Annotated in this window: 24 protein-coding genes and 2 pseudogenes; 8 read left to right on the forward strand and 18 right to left on the reverse strand. The window is 34.1% G+C overall.

Going from position 1 to position 26862, the window contains the following annotated elements:
* Nucleotides 1-31 precede the first annotated feature (31 nt).
* The 3 genes from CCK98_RS30790 (at nucleotide 32) to CCK98_RS30795 (ending at nucleotide 2074) form a co-directional block, all read left to right on the forward strand.
* Complete coding sequence (locus CCK98_RS30790; RefSeq protein WP_088090051.1) at nucleotides 32-1411, forward strand: hypothetical protein; 1380 nt, start codon at nucleotides 32-34, stop codon at nucleotides 1409-1411.
* 99 nt (nucleotides 1412-1510) lie between these two features.
* The gene (locus CCK98_RS36615; protein WP_256942503.1) at nucleotides 1511-1636 is read left to right on the forward strand and encodes a hypothetical protein; all 126 of its coding nucleotides are present in this window, start codon (nucleotides 1511-1513) and stop codon (nucleotides 1634-1636) included.
* Between the two features lie 165 nt (nucleotides 1637-1801).
* A complete protein-coding gene (locus tag CCK98_RS30795; protein WP_088090052.1) occupies nucleotides 1802-2074 on the forward strand; it encodes a hypothetical protein in 273 nt (90 codons plus the stop codon).
* A 289-nt stretch (nucleotides 2075-2363) separates the two neighbouring features.
* On the opposite strand, the pseudogene CCK98_RS30800 reads toward CCK98_RS30795, so the two are convergent.
* Both CCK98_RS30800 and CCK98_RS30805 read right to left on the reverse strand, forming a co-directional pair.
* Nucleotides 2364-3829 (reverse strand): annotated as a pseudogene (locus CCK98_RS30800) (IS1182 family transposase); the annotation flags it as partial.
* A gap of 235 nt (nucleotides 3830-4064) precedes the next feature.
* Entirely contained in the window at nucleotides 4065-4478 is a 414-nt protein-coding gene (locus CCK98_RS30805; protein ID WP_088090053.1) for a hypothetical protein, read from the reverse strand.
* Nucleotides 4479-4612: 134 nt separating this feature from the next.
* On the opposite strand from CCK98_RS30805, the gene CCK98_RS36620 reads away from it, so the two are divergent.
* Nucleotides 4613-4978 (forward strand): DUF6431 domain-containing protein, encoded by a 366-nt coding sequence (locus CCK98_RS36620; RefSeq protein ID WP_256942504.1) that lies wholly within the window; start codon nucleotides 4613-4615, stop codon nucleotides 4976-4978.
* The gene (locus CCK98_RS30815) at nucleotides 4935-6242 is read left to right on the forward strand and encodes a cellulase family glycosylhydrolase (RefSeq protein ID WP_088090055.1); all 1308 of its coding nucleotides are present in this window, start codon (nucleotides 4935-4937) and stop codon (nucleotides 6240-6242) included. Before CCK98_RS36620 ends, CCK98_RS30815 begins: the two co-directional genes overlap by 44 nt.
* Nucleotides 6243-6259: 17 nt before the next feature.
* Here CCK98_RS30815 and CCK98_RS30820 read toward each other — a convergent pair whose 3' ends face one another.
* Nucleotides 6260-6946 (reverse strand): DDE-type integrase/transposase/recombinase, encoded by a 687-nt coding sequence (locus tag CCK98_RS30820; RefSeq protein ID WP_088090056.1) that lies wholly within the window; start codon nucleotides 6944-6946, stop codon nucleotides 6260-6262.
* Between the two features lie 164 nt (nucleotides 6947-7110).
* On the opposite strand from CCK98_RS30820, the pseudogene istA reads away from it, so the two are divergent.
* The 3 genes and pseudogenes from istA to istB form a co-directional block, all read left to right on the forward strand.
* Nucleotides 7111-7968 (forward strand): annotated as a pseudogene (gene istA / locus CCK98_RS30825) (IS21 family transposase); the annotation flags it as partial.
* Nucleotides 7969-8035: 67 nt separating this feature from the next.
* On the forward strand, nucleotides 8036-8632 hold the full coding sequence (locus tag CCK98_RS36625; protein ID WP_373408515.1) for a hypothetical protein: 597 nt from the start codon (nucleotides 8036-8038) through the stop codon (nucleotides 8630-8632).
* Entirely contained in the window at nucleotides 8629-9387 is a 759-nt protein-coding gene (istB, locus tag CCK98_RS30830; protein WP_088090057.1) for an IS21-like element helper ATPase IstB, read from the forward strand. Before CCK98_RS36625 ends, istB begins: the two co-directional genes overlap by 4 nt.
* On the opposite strand, the gene CCK98_RS30835 is transcribed toward istB, so the two are convergent.
* From CCK98_RS30835 to CCK98_RS30905, 15 genes are all read right to left on the reverse strand, one after another.
* The gene (locus CCK98_RS30835) at nucleotides 9347-9907 is read right to left on the reverse strand and encodes a helix-turn-helix domain-containing protein (RefSeq protein WP_088090058.1); all 561 of its coding nucleotides are present in this window, start codon (nucleotides 9905-9907) and stop codon (nucleotides 9347-9349) included. The two genes, istB and CCK98_RS30835, sit on opposite strands and share 41 nt — an antisense overlap.
* Nucleotides 9908-10118: 211 nt before the next feature.
* The gene (locus CCK98_RS30840) at nucleotides 10119-11192 is read right to left on the reverse strand and encodes a glycosyltransferase family protein (protein ID WP_088090059.1); all 1074 of its coding nucleotides are present in this window, start codon (nucleotides 11190-11192) and stop codon (nucleotides 10119-10121) included.
* 58 nt (nucleotides 11193-11250) lie between these two features.
* Nucleotides 11251-12639 (reverse strand): sugar phosphate nucleotidyltransferase, encoded by a 1389-nt coding sequence (locus tag CCK98_RS30845; RefSeq protein ID WP_088090060.1) that lies wholly within the window; start codon nucleotides 12637-12639, stop codon nucleotides 11251-11253.
* 91 nt (nucleotides 12640-12730) lie between these two features.
* Entirely contained in the window at nucleotides 12731-13762 is a 1032-nt protein-coding gene (locus CCK98_RS30850; RefSeq protein WP_088090061.1) for a GDP-mannose 4,6-dehydratase, read from the reverse strand.
* Nucleotides 13743-15113, reverse strand: a complete 1371-nt coding sequence (locus CCK98_RS30855) for a UDP-glucose/GDP-mannose dehydrogenase family protein (protein WP_088090062.1) — start codon at nucleotides 15111-15113, stop codon at nucleotides 13743-13745. Before CCK98_RS30855 ends, CCK98_RS30850 begins: the two co-directional genes overlap by 20 nt.
* A gap of 593 nt (nucleotides 15114-15706) precedes the next feature.
* A complete protein-coding gene (locus tag CCK98_RS30860) occupies nucleotides 15707-16597 on the reverse strand; it encodes a beta-1,6-N-acetylglucosaminyltransferase (protein WP_088090063.1) in 891 nt (296 codons plus the stop codon).
* A gap of 34 nt (nucleotides 16598-16631) precedes the next feature.
* Nucleotides 16632-18032, reverse strand: coding sequence for a flippase (locus tag CCK98_RS30865; RefSeq protein ID WP_088090064.1), 1401 nt, complete (start codon nucleotides 18030-18032; stop codon nucleotides 16632-16634).
* 14 nt (nucleotides 18033-18046) lie between these two features.
* The gene (locus CCK98_RS30870; RefSeq protein ID WP_179195979.1) at nucleotides 18047-18568 is read right to left on the reverse strand and encodes a serine O-acetyltransferase; all 522 of its coding nucleotides are present in this window, start codon (nucleotides 18566-18568) and stop codon (nucleotides 18047-18049) included.
* An 18-nt stretch (nucleotides 18569-18586) separates the two neighbouring features.
* A complete protein-coding gene (locus CCK98_RS30875; RefSeq protein ID WP_088090066.1) occupies nucleotides 18587-19846 on the reverse strand; it encodes an O-antigen polymerase in 1260 nt (419 codons plus the stop codon).
* A gap of 32 nt (nucleotides 19847-19878) precedes the next feature.
* Nucleotides 19879-20847: a glycosyltransferase gene (locus CCK98_RS30880; RefSeq protein ID WP_088090067.1), complete on the reverse strand. Its 969-nt coding sequence runs from the start codon at nucleotides 20845-20847 to the stop codon at nucleotides 19879-19881.
* A 640-nt stretch (nucleotides 20848-21487) separates the two neighbouring features.
* On the reverse strand, nucleotides 21488-22681 hold the full coding sequence (locus tag CCK98_RS30885) for a glycosyltransferase (RefSeq protein WP_088090068.1): 1194 nt from the start codon (nucleotides 22679-22681) through the stop codon (nucleotides 21488-21490).
* A gap of 15 nt (nucleotides 22682-22696) precedes the next feature.
* Complete coding sequence (locus CCK98_RS30890; RefSeq protein ID WP_256942507.1) at nucleotides 22697-23977, reverse strand: glycosyltransferase family 4 protein; 1281 nt, start codon at nucleotides 23975-23977, stop codon at nucleotides 22697-22699.
* A gap of 151 nt (nucleotides 23978-24128) precedes the next feature.
* On the reverse strand, nucleotides 24129-25208 hold the full coding sequence (gmd, locus tag CCK98_RS30895; RefSeq protein WP_088090069.1) for a GDP-mannose 4,6-dehydratase: 1080 nt from the start codon (nucleotides 25206-25208) through the stop codon (nucleotides 24129-24131).
* A 19-nt stretch (nucleotides 25209-25227) separates the two neighbouring features.
* Nucleotides 25228-26169, reverse strand: coding sequence for a GDP-L-fucose synthase (locus CCK98_RS30900; RefSeq protein WP_088090612.1), 942 nt, complete (start codon nucleotides 26167-26169; stop codon nucleotides 25228-25230).
* A 21-nt stretch (nucleotides 26170-26190) separates the two neighbouring features.
* Nucleotides 26191-26862, reverse strand: coding sequence for a sugar transferase (locus CCK98_RS30905; protein WP_088090070.1), 672 nt, complete (start codon nucleotides 26860-26862; stop codon nucleotides 26191-26193).

Here is a 26862-nt window from a genome sequence, read left to right on the forward strand (position 1 = left end):
TACATTTGGTAGGTAAATAGAAGGGGGATTTATGGTGAAAAGAATTGCTATTTTACTATTTTTTTGTTTTTTGATTTACAACTCAATAGGCTTAACTTCTACTTCGGCAGAAACATTAGGCGGGATTACAAGATGGGATTTCCCATCATTTTGGACTTGGAGAGATGCACCTATAAATATTTATACTGACGGCAAAAGTTTTTTAACAAATTTCGATGTTGCTACGTATAAAAATGCTGGAGGTAAGAATATTTATGTTGATCCTGTTAATGGAAGTAGCCAATATGATGGATTATCTGAAAGTAAGCCAGTCCAAAGTCTTTTAAAAGCATATTTGTTATCTAATGATGGAGACACAATATGGCTTAAAGATGGAATTTACAAACGGTCTGCAATGATGGGGGATCGGAACATTGAGAAAAGTATAAATATTATAGCTGTTCATCCTGGTAAAGTTCATTTTATTTATGGGGACGACCATATCTATACTAAAACTATTGGCTATAATAATATTTATCAAACATCTAGAACGAATGTAAAAAAGGTAATTGATATCCAAAATATTGATGTAAATAATGAAACTAAAGAATTACAACGGGTTAATAATCTCGCGGATTGCAATACTATTCCAGGCAGTTGGTTTACCGACGGGTCTACAGTTTATGTTCATACTATGAATAATTCAATGCCTAACAATAAGTCAATTGCTATTTTATTATTGGGAAAGAGTCCAATTTATGTAACTAGTCAGACAAAAAACGTTAACTTATATCTAGAAGGGTTTAATATCTATGGGTCGTCTACTGGGAATGTATACTTTTCAAACTCTTCAAGTTTTAAAGAACCTAATCTATACATGAAAAACATGGTGTTGAAATATGCCTATGGAGGCTCAGCAGATGCAAATGCACTTAGTGTTCTCGGAGCTAAAAATGTATATGTTCAAAACTGTGAAGCAAGTTACTCCATTAAAGACGGTTTTAATTATCACGGGCAAAACGGTACCTCTCCAAATGTCATTGAAGTAAATTCTATAGGGTATAATAATGGGGATAATTCTTTACGTGATAATATTAATGTTAATAATGGATCAACTATACATGACGGAGGACAAATTATACGAATAAATGGTGTCTATCATGATAATATGGGAGCAAATGTTGCTGATGTTCATCCGGGAACAAAGTCACTTTGTTTAGGGTGTATTGCAGACCATTCTAGGAGTACTGTTAAGGATATGACAAACAGTAATTTTGGTACCCAACAAAGGGATGCAGAAATGTGGTTAGAAAATTGTGTGTCATATGGTAGCTTATATGGAATCACTGCTTATACCGGAACTACAATGCATATAAAAAACACGAAATATGAATCAAAAATAGGTGGAGGAACTTTTATTTTTGAAAAATAAAAGTTTTTTCACTAAGTGATTCAGAATCATGCTAAAAAGAAGGAAAAGACGGAATCTTTTTAGAAATAATTTGTTATGAACAATTAAGGAGGAATTTAATTGGAAAACAAATTATCTTTTCCGAAAGATGAAGAAACACTTGATTTTATTTTAGGAGTGTATGCATCTGAAATTAATATGCGAAGTAGATTCGTTGCGCAAGCGAAAAATGAATTAGATGAGTAATTTAAAAATAATCCATACAATCAAGAACCACTTAGGAAAGTATTAGAAATTATAAGCCATAGCTCAGCTATATATAGAATTAAAGATAAAGCTGGTAGAATACCAAAAGAACTCAAATCTTTTGTAAACGAAAGAATCGATGCAATCAACAAAAAGTGGATTAACTTGCCAAATGAACCTGACGGTTTAAAAGCTGTAAGGAATTCTCTAGAGCATTTTGAAAACAGACTTGATGAATGGTCTGCAAAATCAAAAAGGCATATTTCAATTACAATTATTGGTGCAAAGGCAGATGTGATCAAAGTCGATGGTGATGACTCCGATATGAAATATTGGAGAGTATTCAACAGTGATAAGTTTACTCTGTTCAATGATACAGTTAGTATAAGTGAAGTTTGCAAATGGGTGAAGAATATCAATAAAATAGTTAACTATTAATATATTCACATTTGGCCGAAAAAGCGTCGTAATGAGAATCCTCACTAACTGGTAGTACTGCTTGAAAAAGTAGAATAAACTAAAAAAAATCCCTTCCGGGATTATAAACTAATACCTGTATTTTTTATCTTTTTCTATTATTGGAAATGAAATCCACATGGATGGTTCGAAGCCACTGAAAAAGTCACTTTTTTTTACGACATTTTATCCCACCACTGAGTCAATTTATCCAAAAAACCGCTGTTTTTTTCAATAATATGGTAAATAAGTGAAATAAAAGGGTTAATTAAGAGGATAGCTTATTTGCTATCCTCTTAAGATTCACCGCTAATGCAGTTAATTTTGTTTGCGTGGCCATGCTTTTTAGACCGTACCCCCTAGCACGATCTAGCCCATGGAAGTTTTTCATTTCCCCATTCTTCCATTCCTGGCAAGCCCTTTTCTTATATTTCTCTTTAAATTCATCTGTCTTTTCACTTTGGCTATATTCATAGAATTCTGGGGTATTTAAACCTACCACCAATATTTTTCTTACTGCTGTGCCACTTACACAACATTCCCTTAATGGGCAGTTTCTACATTTCTCCTTTTCAAAGTAATATTTATAGGAACCATTTCGGTCTTTTTTCTTTGCATATTTTTTTTCTTCAGTTTTATTTCCTTGCACACAAAACCATTCGTCGGAGTCTTTGTTGTAACTGAATCTATCCTCATTTATCTTATAAGTCATAGGGTTAACAGGTATATACGCATTGGCTTTAAGCTCTTTTATTTTATCTAATATTGGTTTTTTAAAGTAAGCACGATCACCATATACTTCATTTATGGTTACTCCGCTTTCCTTTGTTAATGCAATTAACTCATTAAACTGCGTTCCATCTACATAGGCTCCATCATTGACTCGTACAGCAGTTATCATTCGCTCTTCTGTCGTGATGACATATTCCATTTTATATCCGAAGAATTTCTGTGTTTTACTTTTGTGGCCCACACGGGCCTCTTGATCTACAATTGAACGGACACCTTTTTGTTCCATAAATTTAGGATCCTTTAGGATTTCTTTAGCATTTTCTACTACTTTCTTGGTTTTTGGTGTCCTTTCGATTTCTACGTGTTGCTCTACTTGGAAAATCGTATCTTCTAGATACGATTTCATGGTCTCTTTTGCTTCTTTATGGTCCTCTATTTCTTTATATTCAGGGATGTCTTGGTTAATAGATTCAGGCATTTCGCCTGTTTCTTCTTTTAACGTCTTAAAAATTTTTTGAGCTAACGCTTCATTACTCTTTCAGGCGTTGCTTTAAAAGTGTTGGCTTCAGTATGTGTTGTATCGATACTTATTCCAGTGTCTTTGATGATTCCTTTATTCACACATTGTTTTACAATCTCTTTGATGATCTCATCTAACGTTATTCCTTGTAATCTATGTACTCTAAATTTGGCTAATAGACTAGGATCAGGAAGCCCTTCATCTGGATTGATGTCAAGAAAATACATGTATGCAAGATGCAAGGAGGCATTTTCAATAACCTGTACATCTGATAGATTATATAGGTATTGCAGCACTAAAATCTTTACCATCAGCTCAGGTTCTTTTGCGGGTCTTCCATAATATTTGCAGTAGGACTTTTCGAGAAGTTTATTAATAAAACTAAACTCAACGTTATCTCTAAGCAGTTTAAGCGTATGCTTTTCCGGAATCTTATCGTATAATAATGAATAGATGCTTAATTGCATATCTTTGTCTTTAAGCATGAGAAAATCCCCCATTTGGTTTGGTTTCTAGTCAATTCCATTATACCAAATTAGGGGGATTTTCTTTTTTTTTTGCATATCTTAAATCTTTTTTCCAGTTTTTAGGATTCATTTTTCAGTGGTTTCGGATGGTTCTCATGGTTTTTTTTAATTTTGGTGCCGATCACAAGAATCGACCCCATGGTCCCGGCCCACCTTACACCCGGTCTTTCTTCACAGGAAGTAGTAAAGCTTTCTATAATACTTTATCAATCAATTCAACCACGACCCACTGTTGGTGTTGCCTTGCTTTTTCTTGGATTTCTTTAAGTGCTTGTTCTACGCCGTTTACATTTTGATTTAGTAAGATTAATAGGTTCTCGTTTAGCTCCTCTACTGCTGCTCTTTCTACGTCCTGGTAGGTGATTTGACCGATGTCGTAGATATTAAACACTTGATGAAAATGCTCTGCCAGATCGATATTCCCAAGTTCATATATCTCCCTTATCATCGTAATCCCTTCGACCTTTGTTTCTAATAAGGTTGGATCCCATTCTTGCATTTTGTTCAGAAGATAATAATGTGCTGTTGTACAGATGCTTTTAAAGAAGGAATTATCACTAGTTGCTGCAATGCTCACAAATTTAGGATCGTACCCGAACAGAAACATATCCCATAGCAATCTACTACTTAAACTTGAAGCTGCAATCGTAAGTTCTCTTTCCCTTTTTTCTACAGGAATAACTTGGATTAACTCAGGTCGTTTATTCGGCCAATAAGTCTTACCAGACCAAATGGGCGTTTTTGGTTAGAGGTGCGGGGAGGATCCCTTCTCCTTGTTGTGGTAAAAGCATGAGCGTTATTGGAACTAGAAATAGAAAATCCCGGGAGAGATCTGGGGAATCAAAAGTTTATAATATTCGACGTTTAGAATGTGATGATTGTGGAAGAGTTCATCACGAACTACCTGATTTCTTGGTACCCAATGCCGGGACCGTCCCCATGGTCCGCAATATCGACACAAAGATTGTGGTTTTGCAAAAGTTTGTTTCTATTTTATTTAATTTTTACATGACGTGTATTATAATGTCATATAAATACAAAAAGTGGGAGAAGATTACACGTTATGAAATTCAAAAGAACCAAATATACTATTCTTTTGTTAATTAGTTTAATAATAATACTCGTTGCTGTCTTTAATCATATAAATTCTCAAAATCAAAAAGGGAAATCTAGCAATAATCAAATTAGTGAGTTTCCACCTGCTCTTAATGAAAAAGGAATTATATCGAACGGAATAGGTGTTAATGTATTTGGAAAACCAACAGAATATGAAGTGATGTTAATGAAAGAAGCGGGAATAAAATGGGTTCGTATAGATTTAGTTTGGTCAAATATAGAAAAAGAAAAAGGCTATTATAATTTTGGAGACTCTGGATATGATCAGTTTGTAAATTTGTTAACGAAGTACGGTATAAGACCTTATTTTATTCTTGATTACTCAAATAATTTATACGAAAAGAATATGTCAATTACAACCAATGAAGGAAGGCATGCATTTGCTGAATTTGTTCGGATTGCTGCACAAAGGTATAAAAATAAAGGTGCAATATGGGAGATATGGAACGAACCTAACCTACCCACTTATTGGAAAACACAACCAAGTTATAAGGATTATACATTATTGGTCCGGCATGTGGCTCATGGTATTAAAGAGTATGACCCTTCAGGAAAAGTAGTTGCTCCTGCGCTTTCCGGAGTAACCGGGAGTTCTTTATTATGGTTGGAGGACACCTTTAAATTAGGAATATTAAATTATATTGATGCAATATCTGTTCACCCTTATAGATCGACAAATCCAGAAACGGTAGCACAAGATTATGATGTTATCAATGCACTTGTATCCAAGTATACTAAAAAAAGTATACCAATACTATCTGGTGAATGGGGATATTCTCTAAAGAATACATCAAACATTAATCAAGAAGAGTTAGTTCAGGCACAATACTTGACAAGAATGTTGTTAGTAAATTCTTGGAAAAATATTCCCATAAGTATTTTGTATGAATGGAAAAATAGCGGAAATGATCCAAATAATATACATGATAATTACGGGATAATGTGGAGTGAAAATAAACCCAAAATAAGCTATTATGCCCTTAAAACCTTCGCCGATGTTTTAAACGGTTATCATTTAAAAGAAAGAATCAATATTGGGCAACCAGATGATTATATCTTGAAATTTAAAAATAATAAGGGCGATATTGTTTTGGTTTTTTGGACCAGAGATCAAGAGCATTATTTTCCTTTCAAACTTTCACCAGGTGAAGGAGTATTGGTATCTTTATTAGGAAATAAACAAAATATAAAATGGGACGAAGATTATATAAGTTTAAAAATGTCGCAAAGTCCAAACTATATTGAAGTGAAGTAGTTTAGGTTAAATGAAAACTAGAATGCATATTTTGGAACATAATATAGAACTTCTGGATACTTTTGAAATGTTCCTAACGGAACAGAGTATCTGTTCGATAGATACATGATTGTATTGTCCTTCCGGACACTTCTTGTTATACTAGTTTTGTGAATATGATTTAGAGAGTTGACCTGTCTCATGTGTTGCTTTTCGAGGAGAAACACATCGGCGGGTCTTCTTTTTGTACCATTATGGATTTTGCCATTGCCTGTTCTTTTCAACCACTTCTGAGACTGCTCGTTCCAAGAATCAATGTTATGAAAGACTCTATTATTAATGAAGTTATTCTTGATAAACTTAACCGCATTTTCTACTTTCCCTTTACTTTCCGGATCAGCTTTTTTACAGAGTTTAACTTCAAATTTAATTTCATTTACAAATTGTTGAAACTCTTCGGTCAGTAAAATATCCACCTCGTTCTCAGATACAACAATTAGTCGATCCTGGTCATACAAGATCTCTTTTGAAACACCTCCCAATTCCTTAAATGCATTCCTATGAGCTGAAATTACATCCTTTGTCGTGAAAGGGCGATTTTGATATTCCACGTATTTGTATCTGGAATGGGCTAAGACAAATACAATAAAAACTAACTTCACTGGTTTACCAAATTGGTTCTTTACCGTTTTAAATCCAAAGTCTGCTTGGATTTGTTCTCCCATTGGAGGGTCTGGGACTGCTGTTTTTGATAATTTAAATTTGAGCCACTTTTATATATTTTGATCACATTAAAAATGAGCCACATGATTTCCAATTCTATTAACCTCTCTTATGATAGGAAGTGACCAAACTAACTTCATATGAGAGGACGAAAAGGATGATCGAAATGGCTCAATTTCATAATATCAAATTTTTAAAAGAGATTGAAGGTTTATCGCAAAGGCAAATTGCGACAAACCTTGGGATTTCAAGAAACACTGTAAGTAAATATCTTAAAGAAGATACAGCTCCAACAACAGTCCATCGAAAAAAAGTATATGGGACTAAAGAGTATTCACCAGAGACGAAACGAGTTATTCCCATTATTGATCAATGGCTAGAAGATGACATGAAAAGCTGGAAAAAACAAAAGCACACAGCTATCAAAATTTTTAATAGGTTACAAGATGAATATGATTTTAAAGGCTCTGCCTCCAACATTCGTAAAATCGTAGCCAAACGCAGGCATCAAATTCAGGAAGTGTATATACCACTTGATTTTCAACTCGGCCACCAATTCCAATTCGACTGGGGAGAGGCGGATATCATTCTACAGGGTCGAACACAACGCATTAACCTCTTCTGCGTTCAACTTTCCGCAAGTCGTATGCGGTTTGTGCGAGCATATCTTCATGCAAAAAAAGAAGCATTCCTGGATGGCTTCGTTCATGCGTTTGAGTTCTTAGGAGGAGTTCCAACAGAAGGTCTACTTGATAATCTAAAAACTGCGGTACTAAAAATCCTACAAGGCAGAGATCGTCTAGAACAAGAGGCCTTTATTGGACTCCAGGCTCATTATGTGTTTAAAGCTGAATTTTGTAATCCAGCAAGTGGCAACGAAAAAGGTCGTGTCGAAGGCACAGTTGGATATGTAAGACGGAATGCTTTGGTACCTCGCCCTGAGGTTCAATCTATGAATGAACTAAACGAGTATCTCCAAGAGTGGTGTTTAAAGGAAGCTGGAAGGACTCACGTCCCTAATAAATCAGAGACTGTCCTTGAAATGTGGGAGAAAGAAAAAGAGTATCTTCATCCTCTTCCTACAATCAGGTTTGAAGCTTGTAAGCTTCTATCGTGCAAAGTTAATAAAACTTCCCTTATTACAGTGGAAACAAAATCGTTATTCTGTACCCTGCAGCTATGCTGGTCAAGCTGTATGGGCAAAAATTTTTGTCGATCGTGTAATCGTTGTGGCTCAAAACCATGTGATCGCAGAACATATTCGTTCTTATGAACGTAATCAGATGATTACAGTTCTTGATCATTACCTGGAAGTATTACTAAAAAAACCTCGGGCAATCCGGGATGCTCATGCATTCCAATCCACTGAAATCCCTGATGTATTCAAGAGATTCCATTTGAAAATGCGCGAGCAGGAAGGATCTGTAGGTGATAGGAAGTTCATTCGACTTCTCCTCCTCCATCGTAATATTGGTATGGATAATTTAACGAAAGCCTTATTGGAAGCAGAGACAACGCAAGTTTTCCGATATGAGAAAGTCCATGAAATCATACAAAGGCTTACAAACCAGCACATACCCATCAGTACTCTTCCTACGGATAAAACACCAGTCAATCTTCTAGATTACAAAGTGAATAAATCCAATATAGAACAGTACGGTCAATTAACAGGAGGCACTAGGAAATGACAACTGAATTACTTTTAGACCACCTTACTAAACAACTACGGATTCCGACTATCGCTGCACAATACCGTTCTCTCGCAAGAGAGGCTGAGGATCGTAACTTGAGTTATGAGGAATTTCTAATGGCTTTATTAGAAGCAGAATCAGAGGCTAGAGAAGAAAACCAAAGACAAAGAAGGCTTAAACAAGCTGCTTTTCCAGTCCAGAAAACACTAGATAGCTATGATTTTAGTTTGATGCCAAGTCTGAACCGAAATCGATTTCTGACTCTATCAAAGGGAGATTTTGTCGAGAAGAAGGAGAACATAATATTTTTAAGAAACAGTGGGACGGGAAAATCGCATCTGGCAATGGGGCTCGGCCTTGAAATGATTAAAAATGGCTATAAGGTTAAGTTTATCTCGGCTGCAGAATTAGTAGAAGAATTACTTTTGGCAAATGAAGAACACAAGCTAGGTGCATTGGAGAAGAGATGGCTCAAATTTGATCTGATCATCATAGACGAACTCGGCTACGTGCCATTCACGAAAATTGGTTCTGAGCTCTTGTTCCAATTCTTTGCCGGCCGCTACGAACGAGCTAGCGTCATGATAACTACGAATTTAGAATTTACGGAATGGACCTCTATATTTGGAGATGAAAAAATGACCGCAGCCCTACTAGACCGACTAACCCATAGGGCCCCTATCCTCCTCCTAAATGGAGAATCGTATCGATTTAGACAAAGTATGAAACAAAGGGATGAGAGCGACCAGTAGTCTGGGCGCACGATGAGTTTAGGGTATCTTGCCCCGAGGGGCAAGATACCCTAAACTCCCAATCCCCCTCCAAATATGGAAATAACTCAGAATGAAGTGGCTCATTTTTGAAGTGATCACTCTGGCTCAAATTAATATTGACAAATACAACTGCTTGATAATCCCTAGTGCTTGATTCTTTCGGGATTTGATAGTCCTCTCGAAGACACCTTACATAGCTTCTTACTGTGCTTTCCCCAACTTTGAATTCAGGATATTTCTCTTTAAGCCAGTCTTGCACTTGAGCTGCAGTTAAATCTGGAAATTCTCTTAACCAATGAAGGATCAATTCCATATAAATGTCTAACTTCTTACTTCTAATCATTGTTGATGCCGTCCACTCTGCCATTTCCTCTGGTGATTTACGAATATACTTATAAACCGTATTTCTTGATATATTTAGTTTCCTAGCGATAGTAGAAATACTATATTTCTGATTGAGCATTCCTCTAATTTCAACATATATTTCAAACTTATCCACCTTTTCAACTCCTCCGCCTAATCATAGAAGTATAAAAATCTATCATATAGTGGGGAACAATATTAGTAAATAAGTGTTCAAAATTATTCGTCGTAAACTGTTCACTTTAGTCTAGCAATTACACCCCCCCATGCCTAATATTAGAAGTCATGGGGGAATCCATCATTTACTTAGTATCTTTATCATTCACTACAAGGATGTTAGACTATGATCATTGAATCATTCTCAATATATCTGCTGCAATTCTATCTGCTTCATTAAAGTTGGAAGAGCTATTGTCTCTCAATTCTTTATTAACACCCTTAATGGTTGACGGGTCCACTTGATAAGTTTTAAACTCGTCCCATTCCATTGTATTGCAAAGATGATATTTATTTAGATAGTTGATGGTATTCTGATCCTCTTTCATGGATGCTCGATTCAGAATTAATAGAGGTACAATAGCATTCATTGCCTCACCAATCATTCCCCATCCTGCTTTGGAAATCACTAGGTCTGATGCAGCAATATAATTTTGAGACTCCAAATAATCAGTTGGTATTTGAAAGACATTAGAACGGTTGACTTTAACATTTGAGGATACCAAAAATAAACAGTCAGGGCTTTCCCAAATCGGAAGCTGCTCAAGTATACCAACGTCAATTTTCATTCCAAGTCCTAAAAAAATAACATGCTGATGAGCATTTGGATTAATTAAATTTCTAATTCTTTGAACCTCTTGTAAATCTACTTCTCTAGAAAAAAATCCATAATGATTTGTTGGGACATTCCAATTTTCATTGCTTCCTGCCAATGAATAGAAACGAGTCATTTTTTGATAGGCAACTTTATATGGTTTTAATTCACTGTCATCAATTAAATCATGGTAGGCGGTATACCAAGTAAAGTTAGAAACACCAATAGACGGAATGCCCAATCTTTGAGCCGCTTCAAATGGGAGAGGAGATATATCTGAAACAACTAAGTCAATATGATTTAACTTTAGAAACTCTCGCTCCTGCTCAACCTTGAAATCCCAATCAGCAACGAAGTTTTTATATTCCTCAAATAATCTCCCTTTATCGGGGAGAATTGAATCCTTTTCCAAAAAGTAGCCCACATCTGTCTTTATGGTTCTATAACTTAGATGATTTGAATGAAGGGACTCCTTAATAAAAGATAGAGCAAAGGAATGGCAGACAATAATTTTCACGTTTGGATCTTTTAGAAGTTTTCGTATCACCGCAATACTTCTTGAAGCATGACCATATCCATAATCAGATATGTAGTAAGCAATGGTTTTCAATTTAATTCACCTCGAAAATAAAAAAACAGGGAAAGGACCAAGGCCCTCTCCCTAAATGTTATAAAATAACTTTTGCCTTCGATTTTTGAAAATGGTTAATGACATCATCCCATTTAAAAAATAAACGAGTAAAGTCCTCATCACTTATACCGATACCAGTTTGGACTTCAACAAATTCTAGTTCAGTAAGTGCTTTAATTCCATGCTTCTTGCCTGCTGGAAGATGGATGATATCCCCTGCTTTAACACGAGTAATATAATCATCCAACGCTAATTCACCTTCACCACGAACAATAGTCCAAACTTCATCACGTAGGTTATGGTAATGATAGCTTGAATTTTTTTCTGCGTGGATACAAATTCGTTTGGTGACCATTTCGTTCCCATCATCATACTTAGCATAATCAAGGACACGAGACCAACCCCAAATGCGCTCTTCATACATTGGTGGCTGTTCAAATCCACTAATAAGTTCCTTTATTTTCGGACTCAATGCTTTGTCTGAGACTAAAATTCCATCAGGACTAGCAGCAACCACAATATCTTTCACACCAATAATAGTAACGGGAATATCCAGTTCATTGATTAAATGTGTATTTACCGAATCATCACTTAATACACCCTTACCAATTTGAGATGTAGCCATTTCTTCCGTTAAGGTATTCCATGTCCCAAGATCCTTCCAATAACCATCATAAGGGAGGGCCACAATATGATTTGCCTGTTCAACTACTTCATAATCAAAACTAATCTTAGGGAGATCCTTATACTGAAGTGATAGTTTATCATAATGAAGCGGTACACCCTTTTCTACTAATATATCAATGATATATTTTAGTTTAAAAGCAAATACTCCACAGTTCCATAGCGCATTCATATCTATAAGTGTCTGAGCCTTTTCTTCACTTGGCTTTTCTGTAAAATGATTTACAGTAAAATAGCTGTCTCCATCTACAGCTTCTTTTGGTACTATATAGCCGTATTTGGATGAAGGATAAGTAGGTCTAACGCCAACTAAAGCCAAATCAGCATTTGAATCTAATAAGACATTCTCTAATTCTTTTACCTTCTCAAAAAAGCTTTCATCCACGTATGGATCAACTGGCAGTACAACAACCACTTCGTCTTCAGAGACATTTTGGATAGAAAATAGGTAGGAAGCAGCTAAAGCAATTGCTGGGAATGTATCACGACGTTCAGGCTCAATAATAAGTGGTACATCCATTCCTATCTGGCTATGAATCATATCCCTTTGCATTTTAGAAGTTGCAATGACAGATAAATCTGCTAGGCCAACTGTTTCAAGTTGACCCCACACACGCTGAACCATTGATTGCTTTTCTTCATTATTACTCTCTAATACTTTTAAAAATTGTTTTGATCTTGTATCATTTGATAATGGCCATAGACGCTTACCGGATCCACCGGAAAGTAATACAAGTTTCATAGTATCGCCTCCAAAAATAAGGTTTTTGCGGACCTGACTTTGCAATAAAAAGTAAATTGGGAGTAGCCTATAACTACTCCCATTCTAAGGACTATTTCATCTTATAATACTCACAATACCAATCCGTAAACCTTTGTAGACCCTCTACTATTGAAGTCTTAGGTTTAAACCCAACGGCCTTTTCTAACAATTCTGTTGAAGCATACGTTGCAGGTACGTCACCCGGTTTAATTGGTTCAAATGATTTTTCAAATAAAACTTCTCTGTCTAATGTAATGCTTAGGCATTTCTCTAAAGTTTCAATAAAAGTCATCAATTTCTCCGGGCTATTATTTCCAATGTTAAAAACCTTATGTGGAACATTCTCCTCCCCCACTGGAGGATTACTAAGCAGACGCTCAATCCCCTCCACAATATCATCAATATAAGTAAAATCACGGTATAGGTCATTATCAAAATCACCATTATTGAAAATCTTGATTGGCTCACCTGAAAAATATTTCTGGGTGAATCCAAAATAGGCCATATCTGGACGTCCCATTGGACCATACACAGTGAAGAAACGAAGCCCAGTTGCAGGAATCTTATATAGATGGCTATAAGTGTGAGCCATTAATTCATTTGATTTTTTTGTGGCAGCATAGAGTGAAACAGGATTGTCTACCATATCAGTTTCCTCGAATGGTACCTTTTTGTTAGCACCATAGACAGAACTAGAAGATGCATATAGGAGATGATCCACAGGATTGTGTCTACATGCCTCAAGGATGTTGTAAAAGCCGATAATATTGCTTTGAATATAAACATCTGGATTCTCTATTGAATACCTTACACCGGCTTGAGCAGCTAGATTTACAACAACATTCGGCTTATATTCTTCAAACGTATTAGTTATCATAACCTTATCTGAAATATCACCTTTAATAAAGGTAAAGTGCTCATAGGAATTTAGTAGCTCTAAACGAGTATATTTAAGGTTTACATCATAGTAATCATTGATATTATCAATACCAATTACTCGAAAACCATTTTCTAAAAGTTTCCTAGATAAATAATAGCCGATGAAACCTGCTGCTCCGGTGATAAGGTATGTTTTACTATTTTCAAGAGTTTTGTAATTCAAAGTTCTTCGACTCCTTTAATCCTTCTCTACTTGCAGGTTTTCTACCTATAGAATGGTATTCTACTCCTGCTCCTTGCATCTGTTCAACACTATAAATATTCCTTCCATCATAAACTAAAGGAGTTCTCATTAAATTCTTATATATTTCTGGAGATACTGCTTTTACCTCTCCCCATTCAGTAAAAATAAAGCAGACATTTGCTCCATCTAATGCATGTTCTATATTTCCAACATAGGTTATACTACCTTTTCCATTCTTACCTTCAGGGTGGACCTTAGCAAAGTTCTCTGCTCCTACAGGATCATATGCATAAATATCTGCACCTTGCTCCAATAATAATGGTACATTCTCAAGAGATGCCGCTTCCCTTAAATCATCTGTTCCAGGCTTAAATGTCAAACCTAGAACTGCTACCTTTAGACCACTAAAGGTAATGAGTCTTTTACTAGCTTTTTTATATAACTTCGTCTTTTGTTCTTTGTTCACATCAATAGCGGCCTTAACTGTTTTTAGCTCATATCCTTGCTGTCTAGCAATATACTCTAAAGCTTTTGTATCCTTAGGAAAGCATGAACCACCGTAACCAATACCAGCATTTAAAAACTTACTCCCGATCCGCTCATCAAAACTCATTCCTCTTGCAACATCCTGGATGTCCGCACCCACCAATTCACAAAGATTTGCAATATCATTCATATATGATATCTTAAGAGCAAGGAAATCATTAGATGCATACTTTATCATTTCTGCTGATCTTCTATTTACTGATACAATAGGCAAATGAAACGGCTCATAAATCTTCATAAGCATCTTTTCAGCCCATTTACTTTCTGTCCCTATAATAATTCTTTCTGCATGTAATGTATCATGTACAGCAGAACCTTGTGCTAAGAATTCTGGATTCGATGCTACTTCCACATTAACATCATTGACTAAAAAATCCTGAATAAATTGTTCAACTTTATCATTGGTGCCAACCGGAACTGTTGATTTTACTACAACTAAGCAGTCCTTTTCTACAGATTCTGCAATTTGCCTTGCAACAGTTGCAATATAGGAAAGATTTGCAGAACCATCTGGCTGTTCTGGTGTACCAACACCGATAAAAATTGCATCTGCATCCCTGTAGGCTGATTTATAATCAGTAGTATACTTTATCTTCCCTGCTTCATAATTCTTCTGCATTAACTCTTCTAAACCTGCTTCATAGATTGGAGAAACCCCGGATTTCATTATGGTTACTTTATTTTCATCAATATCAACACAGGTCACTTGATGCCCAACTTCTGCAAAGCATACACCTGCAACTAAGCCGACATATCCAGTTCCTGCAACTGCTATCTTAAACATAGGATCGCCTTCCTTCATTATATAGACTAATCTACTCTACTTATCTTTTTAAATAATGTAGTTTAATTTTTAAAATCTTAAAATATATTTTGCACTATATCGTTTATAGAGAATTTATTAAGACCTTCACAAAAAATATATATACATTATACAACTATACCAGCTTCCACTGTACAATCATTTATTACCATATCCTCTAATGCCAACATACTTCAAAGTTCTACATCAAAATAAATTGGCAAAAACTCTAGAGGAAGCACCTTAAAGTTTTTTCTTTACTATTTAATTTGTCTAGTAAGTACATAACACGGTTATTATCATTTCAAAACAAGATGATTTTCTTTAATTCCTGATATTAATGAGCCTTTGAATCTTTCATTCATGCAAGAACACCAGATCAATAGGCCTATAAGAATCAATCTCCCATTCTTTTATTGTATAACAATTCCATCTACTTATCTTTGATACGTTCACTCATAAATACGGATGAAAAAAACTATACTTTATAGTTAGCCTGAAATAACAATATTGACTTTGTATATTTTTAATTAGTTGCCATTAATAATCCATGATATACCAAGATATTTTTACACTCATTCTTGATTTTTTACCAATTCTTGAATTTTAAATATTATTTTATCATCTATAGTATCATCAAATTTTCTAGCAAAGAGTAGATTAGTTGTTTTTAGTTGATCATAATCATTTTCCCGAAACGTATATGGAAGTCCTCTATCCCAATCAATAAGTCTCATAATCGCTTGACAATCGTTATCGAATTTACCCCAGTATAGACGTTCCATAAACTTTGAATTAAACACTAACGTTTGCAAAAATACCTCATCACAACAAAATGTATGGGAGAATGTTTTCTTTATCCAGTTTCTTTTTGAAACAACATATCGGGCTAACTCATCTGTTATACTGAACCAATTAGTTCCCTTTTTAAATTCAACATCCAAATGTCTATCAATACCAAAAAATTTTTGAATTTTAACAGAGAATACTTCAAGCAATTTAATAGCTTTTTTCCAAAGCTTATCTGGCTTCCCAATTATACTATTAAAAAAATAATAATACTTGACTCTCTCATAATACTCATTACTACTCTTTGCAAACCTTATGAATTCTTTGCCCGTATTCTCATCATAAAATTGATGAATATAGTCCTGTGACTTTAGTGGTAAATCTAATCCTGAAAGCAAGTGATAATATTTGTAAGTATCTGTTACTGTAGCTTTCTCCAAAAGTAATAGTTCACTTTCTATTTGGCTATACCCTCCCCATGTAACTTTTACAGGGCTCTCTACCATATATACCTTAGAATACTTTAATGTTGAAGAAATCTTACTCAAGTCAAAGTTCTCAATTTTTTTGTCAATATGCAAAAAAATGTCATTCCTACAATCATCAAGCATATTAATTAATTTACCTAATTGATCGAAATGATTATGAGCAATTATCAAATAAGCATGCTTGCTCATTTTACTACCTCCTAAAGGTTCACACTATTTATTTTCATTTCCCTAGTGTTTTTATGAATTTTCTAAGTATTAAAAAGTACACTATGATAAAATAGCTACTTCCCCCTATAATTATTTTAATAAATAAAGAAATGTAAATATTTTTGTCATACTGTATGTTATTAATAATGAAATACATAAGAAGCCCTGCAATTAAAAATATAGATTCCCATTTTAGATACTTAAGCAATCTAATTTCCTTTTTTGCAGCCAAAAATTGATATCCGCATACTACTAATTCAGCAAAAATTGTTCCAATTGCTGCACCTACTGCATCGAGTCGAGGGATAAGAGCCAAGTTAATTACAAAGTTAACAATAGCGCCAAGAATTGCTGAAATTATATACACAGAATCCCTTTTTTCTGGAATTAGATATTGAGTTCTTAACACATTTCCTGCAGCTAAGAATATAATTGTTACAGCTAAATACTCCATTATTATTGCTGTTTGTGAAAAATCCTTGCCGTAAAAAATATCGACAAATTCATTTGATATAGATATTATTCCAAAAGTTGCAGCATTGGCAAATGCTAAAACTATCATCATAAAGACATCAAAATATCTTTTAACATCATCCCGTTTTCCTGCAGCAACATACGAAGAAATTCTAGGCAACATTACAGTTCCAACTGCAATGATTAAGGCAACTGGAACATTTATTATTTTTTCAGCGTTTTCAAAATACCCTACACTTGCTATACTTCCCATATTTCCAAGCATTATTTTGTCCATTACTTTGTAAATACTCACGGCAATAACTGGTATAAACATCATTAGATTTGGCCTAATATGCTTAATGATATCTTTATATCGCGCAATTTTAAAATCAACATACTGACGTAAAAAACGCCATAAAACCAGATTACTTATAAGCGTTCCCAAAGCCATGATAATAATATATTTGTTAACATCGGTTTCTACTTTGACAAAAAGGAAAATACATAACACTGTTCCGAGTTTAACAATAGTATTTCTTATGACTGTTAACTTAAACTTTTCTATCCCAAAGAAGAACCAATTTATATCTAAAATTGAAGAAGCTACAAAAATAAGCTGGCACATTGCAGCTACTTTATTAGTTGCAAACAGTAAAATATAAACTAAATAAAATGCAGTACTCAGCAAAGCTGTAATTAACTGCATACAGAATAATTCTGAAAATGTCTTAGATAATTGCCTTCTTCCCCCTTGGGTACCAGCAATTGTTCTGTTTCCGTAATTGTTTAATCCAAGCAATGAAAAATAAATAAAGTATAATGCTGTAGAATAACTATAGGAATATATCCCTATTCCTTCCGCTCCCAATATCCTAGACAAATAGGGTGCAGTAACAAATGGCAAAAACATTATTAGAAACTGATAAACAAAATTGTATAAAATATTCTTTTTCAACATATATAGTTACCCATTCATCCTATGGTGTAATCAATACTTTTAACTACAGTAGCCGGATTACCTGCTACAATACACTCTTCAGGAACATCTTCTAAGACGACTGAATTTGCTAAAATTATTGAATTCTTTCCCACTGAAACTCCTCCTAAAATAATTGAACCAGGGTAGATAGTTACACCATCTTTAATCCTAGGATAGAAGCCTTTTCTTTGGCCCAATGTTACATTATGATATAAGGTAACATTGTCACCAATAATAGCGCCATCACCAATTACAATCCCATTTAAATGTCGAACATTTAACCTATGACCAATTTTTGCGTTTCTCCCAACCTCAATCCCATATTTAATACAGAGCTTTTTTGAGATCATTTCTTTTCTGAGCTTACAACCACTTTTCTGCATCTCCCTGATTAAAACAATTACCCTAAAATGTGGCATCCTGAAATAACAAACTATTGCATAAATTAAAGCCAAAGCCAAATTTGGCTTATCTTCAAATTTATTCTTATATTCCTTGTAAATTGTACTGAGCATTTTAACCATCCATCTCAACTATATTTTCTTCTTTACTCTAACTTGGAAAGGTTTCCTAGTTAAAACATACAAGAAAAACAACACTACTATTATACTCATTCTTGCCGGCATCCACTCGAACAGTAAAAACGGTAAAATACTTACACTGTAATAGTAAACACTCCGATTATAAATATTTGGCGATTTAAGTTTACGCTTATAAACATGCATATAAAAAATCGCTAATACAAATGGACAAATAAACAACCCTAAAATTCCAAAATCTCTCAAAAACGCATATATCATAGTAGAATTATTATTCATAATAGCATCCGGTGATACATTTACAAATTGTTGTGAAATTATATTAATTGTTTCAATTCCTGAGTGAATATTCATGCCCATAAATTTCAAAAATAAGAATATAGGTTCCAAAAATCCCCCAAAAAATTCTTTACCATATAATAGATGGTCAGAGGTTATAAGGTACTGTTTCGGATTATTCATATAAACTCCAAATAGATGAATACTACCAACAAAGTAAATGTAAATGTTATATAAAAAACCTTTCCCTCCAGCTACACTTCTCTGCTGAGTAATTACTAAAATAATGATTGCAATAATCGCTATAACTATGGTTATTAACTTATTATTTTTTATCAACCTGATGAAATTGCCACCAAACTTGTCATATAAAACAATTCCCGCTAACAACATAAATTCTAGAAGAACCCAACGCCCACCAAAAATTAATATATATAAAATACAATTAAATACTGAAATTATTAATGATAATCGAATTTTTTTATTTTCAATAAGTTCGATTAAAGACAATAATGAAATTGCCAAGACCATTGGCTGTACTATATTCATAAGTAGCAATTTTTCATTTGTATTATAAAGTATTTCCGAAAAACCTGAAATTCTTAATCGATAAAATCCCTCGGTAATTACTACTCCAAACCCTTTGATTGCAAATGGAACAAGGATAATTAAGCAAATCATCGAAATACTATTCAATCTTTTCCATCTAAGGATTATATTTGCTTGTTCAACTCGTATTCCTTGTTTTAATCTAAAAAAGATAATTGATGAAACTTCGAATAAAGTCAAAACAATTAAAATATATACATACGTTTTTAACGGCGGAATATACAATCCATAAAAGCCAAACATTGATAATACACTTACGGTACACCATAAACCCAAGAACAAATTAAGATAATTTACAAATTTCCCAAAGTGTAAGTAATTAAAAAAACTAAACATTAGTATAAACACTATAAATACCAGTACCATTTGAATTATCCTTCCAAATCAAATATCTCCATTCAATTTTTATCATTAATTTGACGTGCCAATTTTTGATAACGAATAGCATTATTTATTACTGATTTCATTTCTTCATGAGCCCAAAAGCATTCAGCTAACTTCAGAGCAGAATTAAGATATTTATGGTTTTTCAAAAGATTTCTTGCAGCATCGAATGCAACCTTTCCCTTTTTAAAATTACCCTTTTCTTTTTCATTATTAAAGTTATTTTCTCTTAAAAACAACATTAGATTTCCTTCTGTGAATGAATCCTTTCCGTGCTTTAACCTCTCTTGGTGCATTTTTTTAATATACTTATCGCATAGCCACTGCTTTAACGGGTTGCTCCCAGAAATATTTTTTGTGCTTGATCTGTATTTAATTAAATACTCATCTACAAAGCCAATCTTCATTCCATTTGAAATAACTCTTAGCCACAAATCATAATCTTGGGAAGCAGGAAAGTTCCTATATCCACCTAAACTAAGGATATCTTTTTTAATAAACATAACACTAGGATGAACAACCATCGAAATATATTGTAAGGCTAGTTTTGTGGTTTCAAAATTATCTGGTAACTTCCCCCCATAAGATAAAACATTATTATCTTCATCAATAGAAATTTTATTTGTACCTACAACACTTACTTCTGGATAATCAATTAGATAACTAATTTCTTTTTCAAATCTATCCGGGAGAGAAATATCATCTGCATCCATTCTTGCTATAATTTCACAATTCGCAAGTTCCAATCCACGATTTAATGACATTGCTAGACCTAAATTTTTTTCATTCACATAAAACCTTATTCTATCATCCTTTTTGCAATAGTCCTGTATAATTCGAACATGTTCTTTATTGGAAGGATTATCTAATATAATTATAAATTCAAACTCTTTATAATTTTGGTTTAGTATGGATTCAACTGCTAATTTAAGCTCCCTCTCAGTTTCATTGAAAGTAGTCATTACAACAGATATTTTTTTCATATACACTTTACCCCATAACTTTAATTTAATACCAAAGATATATTAAAATTCGTACCTTTACTTTACAGGCAATCATCATTTATTTTAACTTCATTATTATTACAGATGTTTGATTTATATTAAAAAAGAAGTTTCATTTATTACTACACGGTATTACCACTAAAATTGTCTTACCTTATCAACTGAACGAAATTCTATTATTTTTATATTTTTTCTCTTTATCTGTCCAACGGCATCCATCCACATTTATGTCTGAATTTTCGCTGCAACCTTTTTAACGAACGTTATTATAAAGAAGTCATTGTCTTTAACTCCATAACTAGTTCCCAATACCTTTATTTTACTCTATTCCGTTGACTTCTTTACTTCACAATAATCTACACCTATAACTAATAACTTTGTCTTGTTTTAGGATTCATTTTATAATCAGTAAAAATATCTCCTCTTCTGGAAGTAACCCAAAAAGAATTTCGATACATAAAGTGCAATTTTTCTCAAAATGTCTCCACACTACGATTGTGATTTCATTACCTACAACTTTTACGGTATTAGTTATCAAATTATCCTAGTAGTTCCAGCCCTTCATTACAGGGCCATGTAAACACCAATATACAATTTTCATGTGCAATCATCCAACCGGTTAAAATTCAATTCCATCATATAAATAAATATATTTCTCTAGCATATCTTCTTTTTTAAATTTACTCATTACATTCTCAACATCAAAATTTTTCCCGAATTTAGGATTTACATTTCTATTTAATAAATGAGCGAACTGTTCAACCTCCCCCTGCTCTAGTACAATTCCACAATTTTCATCAACGCTCTCAGGACTACCACCTGTTCTATATGTACAAACAGGAGTACCGCACGCTAATGCTTCAAGATTTGTCGTTGGAAAATTGTCTTCATAAGTTGGGTTAAAAAATATATCTGCTGTAGTATACAATTCTACTAACTCATTCAAATTATTAGTTCTTTCAATAGCAATTATCGAATCCGGCACTTGGTTAATCTGTTTTTTAGTTAACCCAACAATAACAATCTTATAATTATCATTAAGCATTTCATCTAATCGAATAAAATCTCTTAGTCCCTTTCTTTCTGTCCACTCACTCGCAACTCCTAAAATAATAAACTTTCCAGTAAGATTACTATTTTTTCTAAAGTCACTCGTTGTTGGATTAAATATGTTTAAATCAATTCCATTATGAATTACCTTCGTTGGATATTCAGATAGAAAAGATTGCTGAACTAAATCCGCAAGCCAATTGCTTGGTGTTACAATTGTTATATTAAGCCCTTTAAATAATTCTTTCTTTTTTTTCCAGTTCCATTTTGAGTTATCTAAAATTTTTGACGCTGGATATGTCTCAAGCTGCTCACAGTTATAGCAACCTCCTTTCCACTTATCACAACTGACAGCATCAAAATAGGCACAATGTCCTGTAAATGCCCAACAATCATGCAAAGTCCATATTGTTTTTATATTTTTTTCTTTTATATACGAAAATAGTATTTCCAAATTAATATAATAACCGTGGAGGTTATGAAGGTGTATAATATCGGGTTTGATTTCTTCTAGTTTCTTAACTAAATCTTTTGTTGCCCTTTGAGAAGCAAAACCAGTTTTATCTGTAAGTCTTGTATATAATCCATGCCATTTAATTCCCAATTTATCTTCAATGGATATTTCATGATCATTCTCAGGGTTTCTACCACGCCCCCATACAACATATGAATCTATACCTTTACTCAACATAAATCTATGAAGGTTCATCATAATCGAACCTGTAGCTTTATATGGAAATGTATTAATCTGTACAACTTTCATAGTTTCGATTCTCCCCTAGCAGCTCTTAATCTCTTTGATATACTTGGCCACAGAGACATCCTTTGTCAGGTTCTTTTCCAAGAATACTCGACCTTTCTTACCCATAGTCATGTGCTCTTCTCTACTCATATCAAAAAACTTCTGAAGATTTTCTTTGAACTTCTTATAATCACCAGGATCTCCGATTAAGCCACATCCAGTTTCTTCAATTAGAAGTCTTGCTTCTGCTCCTTCCTCCAGAACACCAAGTACAGGCTTACCTGTAGCCATAATGCCATACAATTTACTCGGTACAGAAACACCTTTTATACCAGCTGCTGAATTGCATAATTGAAAATCACATGAATTCAAACTATAAATCAAATCAGCCTTGTCCTGATATGGAATAAACACGACATTTTCCATTTGGTTATTTTTAGTATACATCTTCAGTTTATCTAAAACAGATCCAGCACCGACGAAAGCAAACGTTATTTCTCTTCCATCTGCGGTTTTAGTTCCTGCAGGAAAACCTTTCATGACGCGAATCAAATTTTCTAGATCATAGTACAAACCGATATTACCAGAATACATGACAATATATTTATCTTCCAAACCATATTGCTTTTTGAAGGCAACCACTTTCTCATTATTACTCTCTATCGGATAGATTTCCTTTTCATTAATCCAGTTATTAATGAACACATGATTTGGTATTTTCTTATCTTTGAATCTGCCTTTCAGGGTTTCAACCATATCACGACCAACAACAATTAACTTATCAGACATTTTACAGCTAAATTTATCGAACCACATCATCGTATTTAGAATAAATTTATTCTGGCTATATCCAACGGCCATAGTCTGCTCAGGATTGAAGTCCTGAATATTGTAGATATATTTCGCCCGTTTCACCCATTTTCCCCAGACTCCCAACAAGCCTCCGAGGATAGGCGGCTGAGAAATTGAATAAACAAAATCCATCTTCCCTGCCTTAAAGGTGGCAATCATAGCTCCAAAGAAATATGCTAGGATATTTTTAATTCTGCTGATTTTGTTACTCTTGGAGAATTCAGGAACACATATTCTAATAATCTTTACACCGTTAATTTCTTCCTTATAAAATATCTTTGTTTTATACTCGGCAGCAACCTTACCGGTGTAAGATGGCACAACACAAATTACTGTTATATCAAATTCATGAAGCATTCCTTCTGCCAATTCTTTTAAAATTTGACCAGTGGAAGCGACATCCGGAATATAGTAGTGGGCGTATATTAAAAGCTTTTTCTTTTCAGTTTTCATCATTTCAACCATGTAGTACCTCTCTATCCGTTGAGACTACACATATATGCATAGGTGCAATTCTGAACCAGCCTCTATAAATTTTTCCTTTTTGAGAACTTATCAATTAAAAATAAATTGAGGTAGATAATTTACCTACCTCAAACCAAACGGCCATTACATATTAATCAAACATTTTCTTAACTTTATCTTCTTTTTCAACTTTTCTCATGTCGGCATTAACCATGATACTGACTAATTCTTCGAATGGAGTTCTTGTTGGATTCCAACCTAATAGTGTTTTTGATTTTGTTGGGTCTCCTAAAAGCTGTTCTACTTCTGCAGGGCGGAAAAACTTAGGATCTACTTCAACAATAACTTCACCAGTAGCTTTGTTAATACCTTTTTCTTCAACACCTTGCCCAGTCCATTCAATTTCTATTCCTACATGTTTAAATGAGAGTTCAACAAATTCTCTTACTGTATGCATCTCACCTGTAGCAATTACAAAGTCTTCTGGGTTATCATGCTGTAAGATCAACCACATACATTCAACATAATCTTTAGCATATCCCCAATCACGTAATGATTCTAAGTTTCCTAACATCAACTTCTTTTGTTTACCTTGGGCAATACGTGCAGCAGCAAGGGTAATTTTACGTGTTACAAATGTTTCCCCACGACGCTCTGATTCATGGTTGAATAATATTCCGTTTACAGCGAACATATTATAAGATTCCCGATAGTTCTTGGTAATCCAGAAACCATATATCTTTGCTACACCGTATGGAGAACGTGGATAGAAAGGAGTTGTTTCCCTTTGCGGAACCTCTTGAACTTTTCCGAATAGTTCAGAAGTTGACGCTTGGTATACACGAGTTTTCTCTGTTAATCCTAAGATTCGCACTGCTTCAAGAATATTAAGTGTCCCTTTTGCATCTACATCTAATGTATAACCAGGCATATCAAACGAAACTCGAACATGTGACTGGGCGGCTAGATTATAGATTTCGTCAGGTTTAATTTCACCGATTATACGAGTTACGTTTAATGCATCGGTAACATCCCCATAATGAAGATGGAAGTTTTGATTATTTAATAATGCATTTGCCTCTTCTTCTGTAAGAAGGTCCTCTAAGCGTTCTTGATTATAAGAAGAGCTACGACGAATCATGCCGTGTACTTCATATCCCTTTTCCAGTAAGAGCTCTGCTAAATATGAACCATCTTGTCCAGTTACACCTGTAATTAATGCTTTTTTCATGTTGACCTCCGAATATATGTTAGTTTACTTTTGTTAGTTGATTATCTAAAAACCATTGGTAAGCTTTCTTTAATCCTTCTTCTAATGAAGTAGTAGCTTTCCATCCCAAAGAATTTAGCTTGGTTACATCCACTAATTTCCTTGGTGTTCCGTCTGGCTTTGTTGTATCAAATTGAATCTCACCAGTGAACCCAACGACTTCTTTAATCTTTTCTGCTAAATCTTTAATTGGTAGGTCTTCGCCTACACCAATATTTACAATTTCATTACCAGAATAATTATTCATCAGGTAGATGCTTGCATCAGCAAGATCATCAGAATATAAGAATTCTCGTTTTGGTGTTCCTGTTCCCCATACTTTTACAAATGGAGCATTGCTTTTCTTTGCTTCATGAAACTTACGAATCAATGCAGGAAGAACATGAGAAGTGTGCAAGTCGAAGTTATCATTTTCACCATATAAATTAGTTGGCATAACTGAAATGTATTGTGTACCGTATTGACGATTATAGGATTCACACATTTTAATTCCTGCAATTTTCGCAATCGCATATGGTTCATTTGTCGGCTCAAGCACACCGGTTAATAGGTACTCTTCTTTTAAAGGTTGTGGCGCCAACTTAGGATAAATACATGTACTGCCAAGGAATAAAAGTTTTTCAACATTATTGCGATATGCCGCATCAATGATATTCGTTTGAATCAATAGGTTATCACGAATAAAGTCTGCAGGGTATTCATTGTTGGCAACAATTCCACCGACCTTTGCTGCAGCAAGAAAAACAAATTCCGGTTTTTCTTCAGCACAAAAGCTGTCGACTGCATTTTTGTCTCTTAAGTCTAGTTCTTTGCTAGTACGATATACTATATTAGTGTACCCTTTTTCTTCAAGCTTTCTTACAATCGCTGATCCTACAAGACCACGATGTCCCGCTACATATATTTTAGATTCATTATTCATCATCTTTTCCGTACCTCTTTTCTAGAATGCATCTTTAGATCCAAATAATACTAGGACCGTTTTTAATATGATTTTTATATCAAAAAAGAAGGAACGTTCTCGAATATATCGAAGATCCAATTCCACCATTTCTTCAAACCCAATACTGTTTCTCCCACTTACCTGCCAGAGTCCTGTACAACCTGGTGTGACCAATAAACGCTGCTTATCATACTCAGAATATACTGCAACTTCTCTAGGAAGGGGTGGACGCGGTCCAACCAAACTCATATCTCCTTTTAAAACATTAAATAGTTGAGGCAATTCATCAATACTTGTTTTCCTGATAAACTTCCCAATTTTTGTGATCCTTGGGTCATCCTTCATTTTAAACATGGCACCCGATACTTCATTATGCTTTAACAGTTCTTGTAACTTTTCCTCCGCATTGGATATCATCGAACGGAATTTATACATTTTAAATTCTTTTCCATTTAGTCCAACTCTTTTCTGAGAAAACAGAATTGCTCCCTTTGGATCTTCCACTTTAATTAAAATAGCAATAATTATGAAAAGAAAACCTAAAAGAATAATTCCAAATGAAGAACCGATAATATCAATTAATCTTTTTGTTAATAAGTATGATTTTCCGTCATTAACAAGTAACTTCTTTTTTTCAAAATAAGATACTTCTTGATTCGCCAGATTAGACAA

The sequence above is a fragment of the Bacillus sp. OV166 genome, assembly GCF_900177675.1.
Taxonomy (GTDB): Bacteria; Bacillota; Bacilli; order Bacillales; family Cytobacillaceae; genus Neobacillus.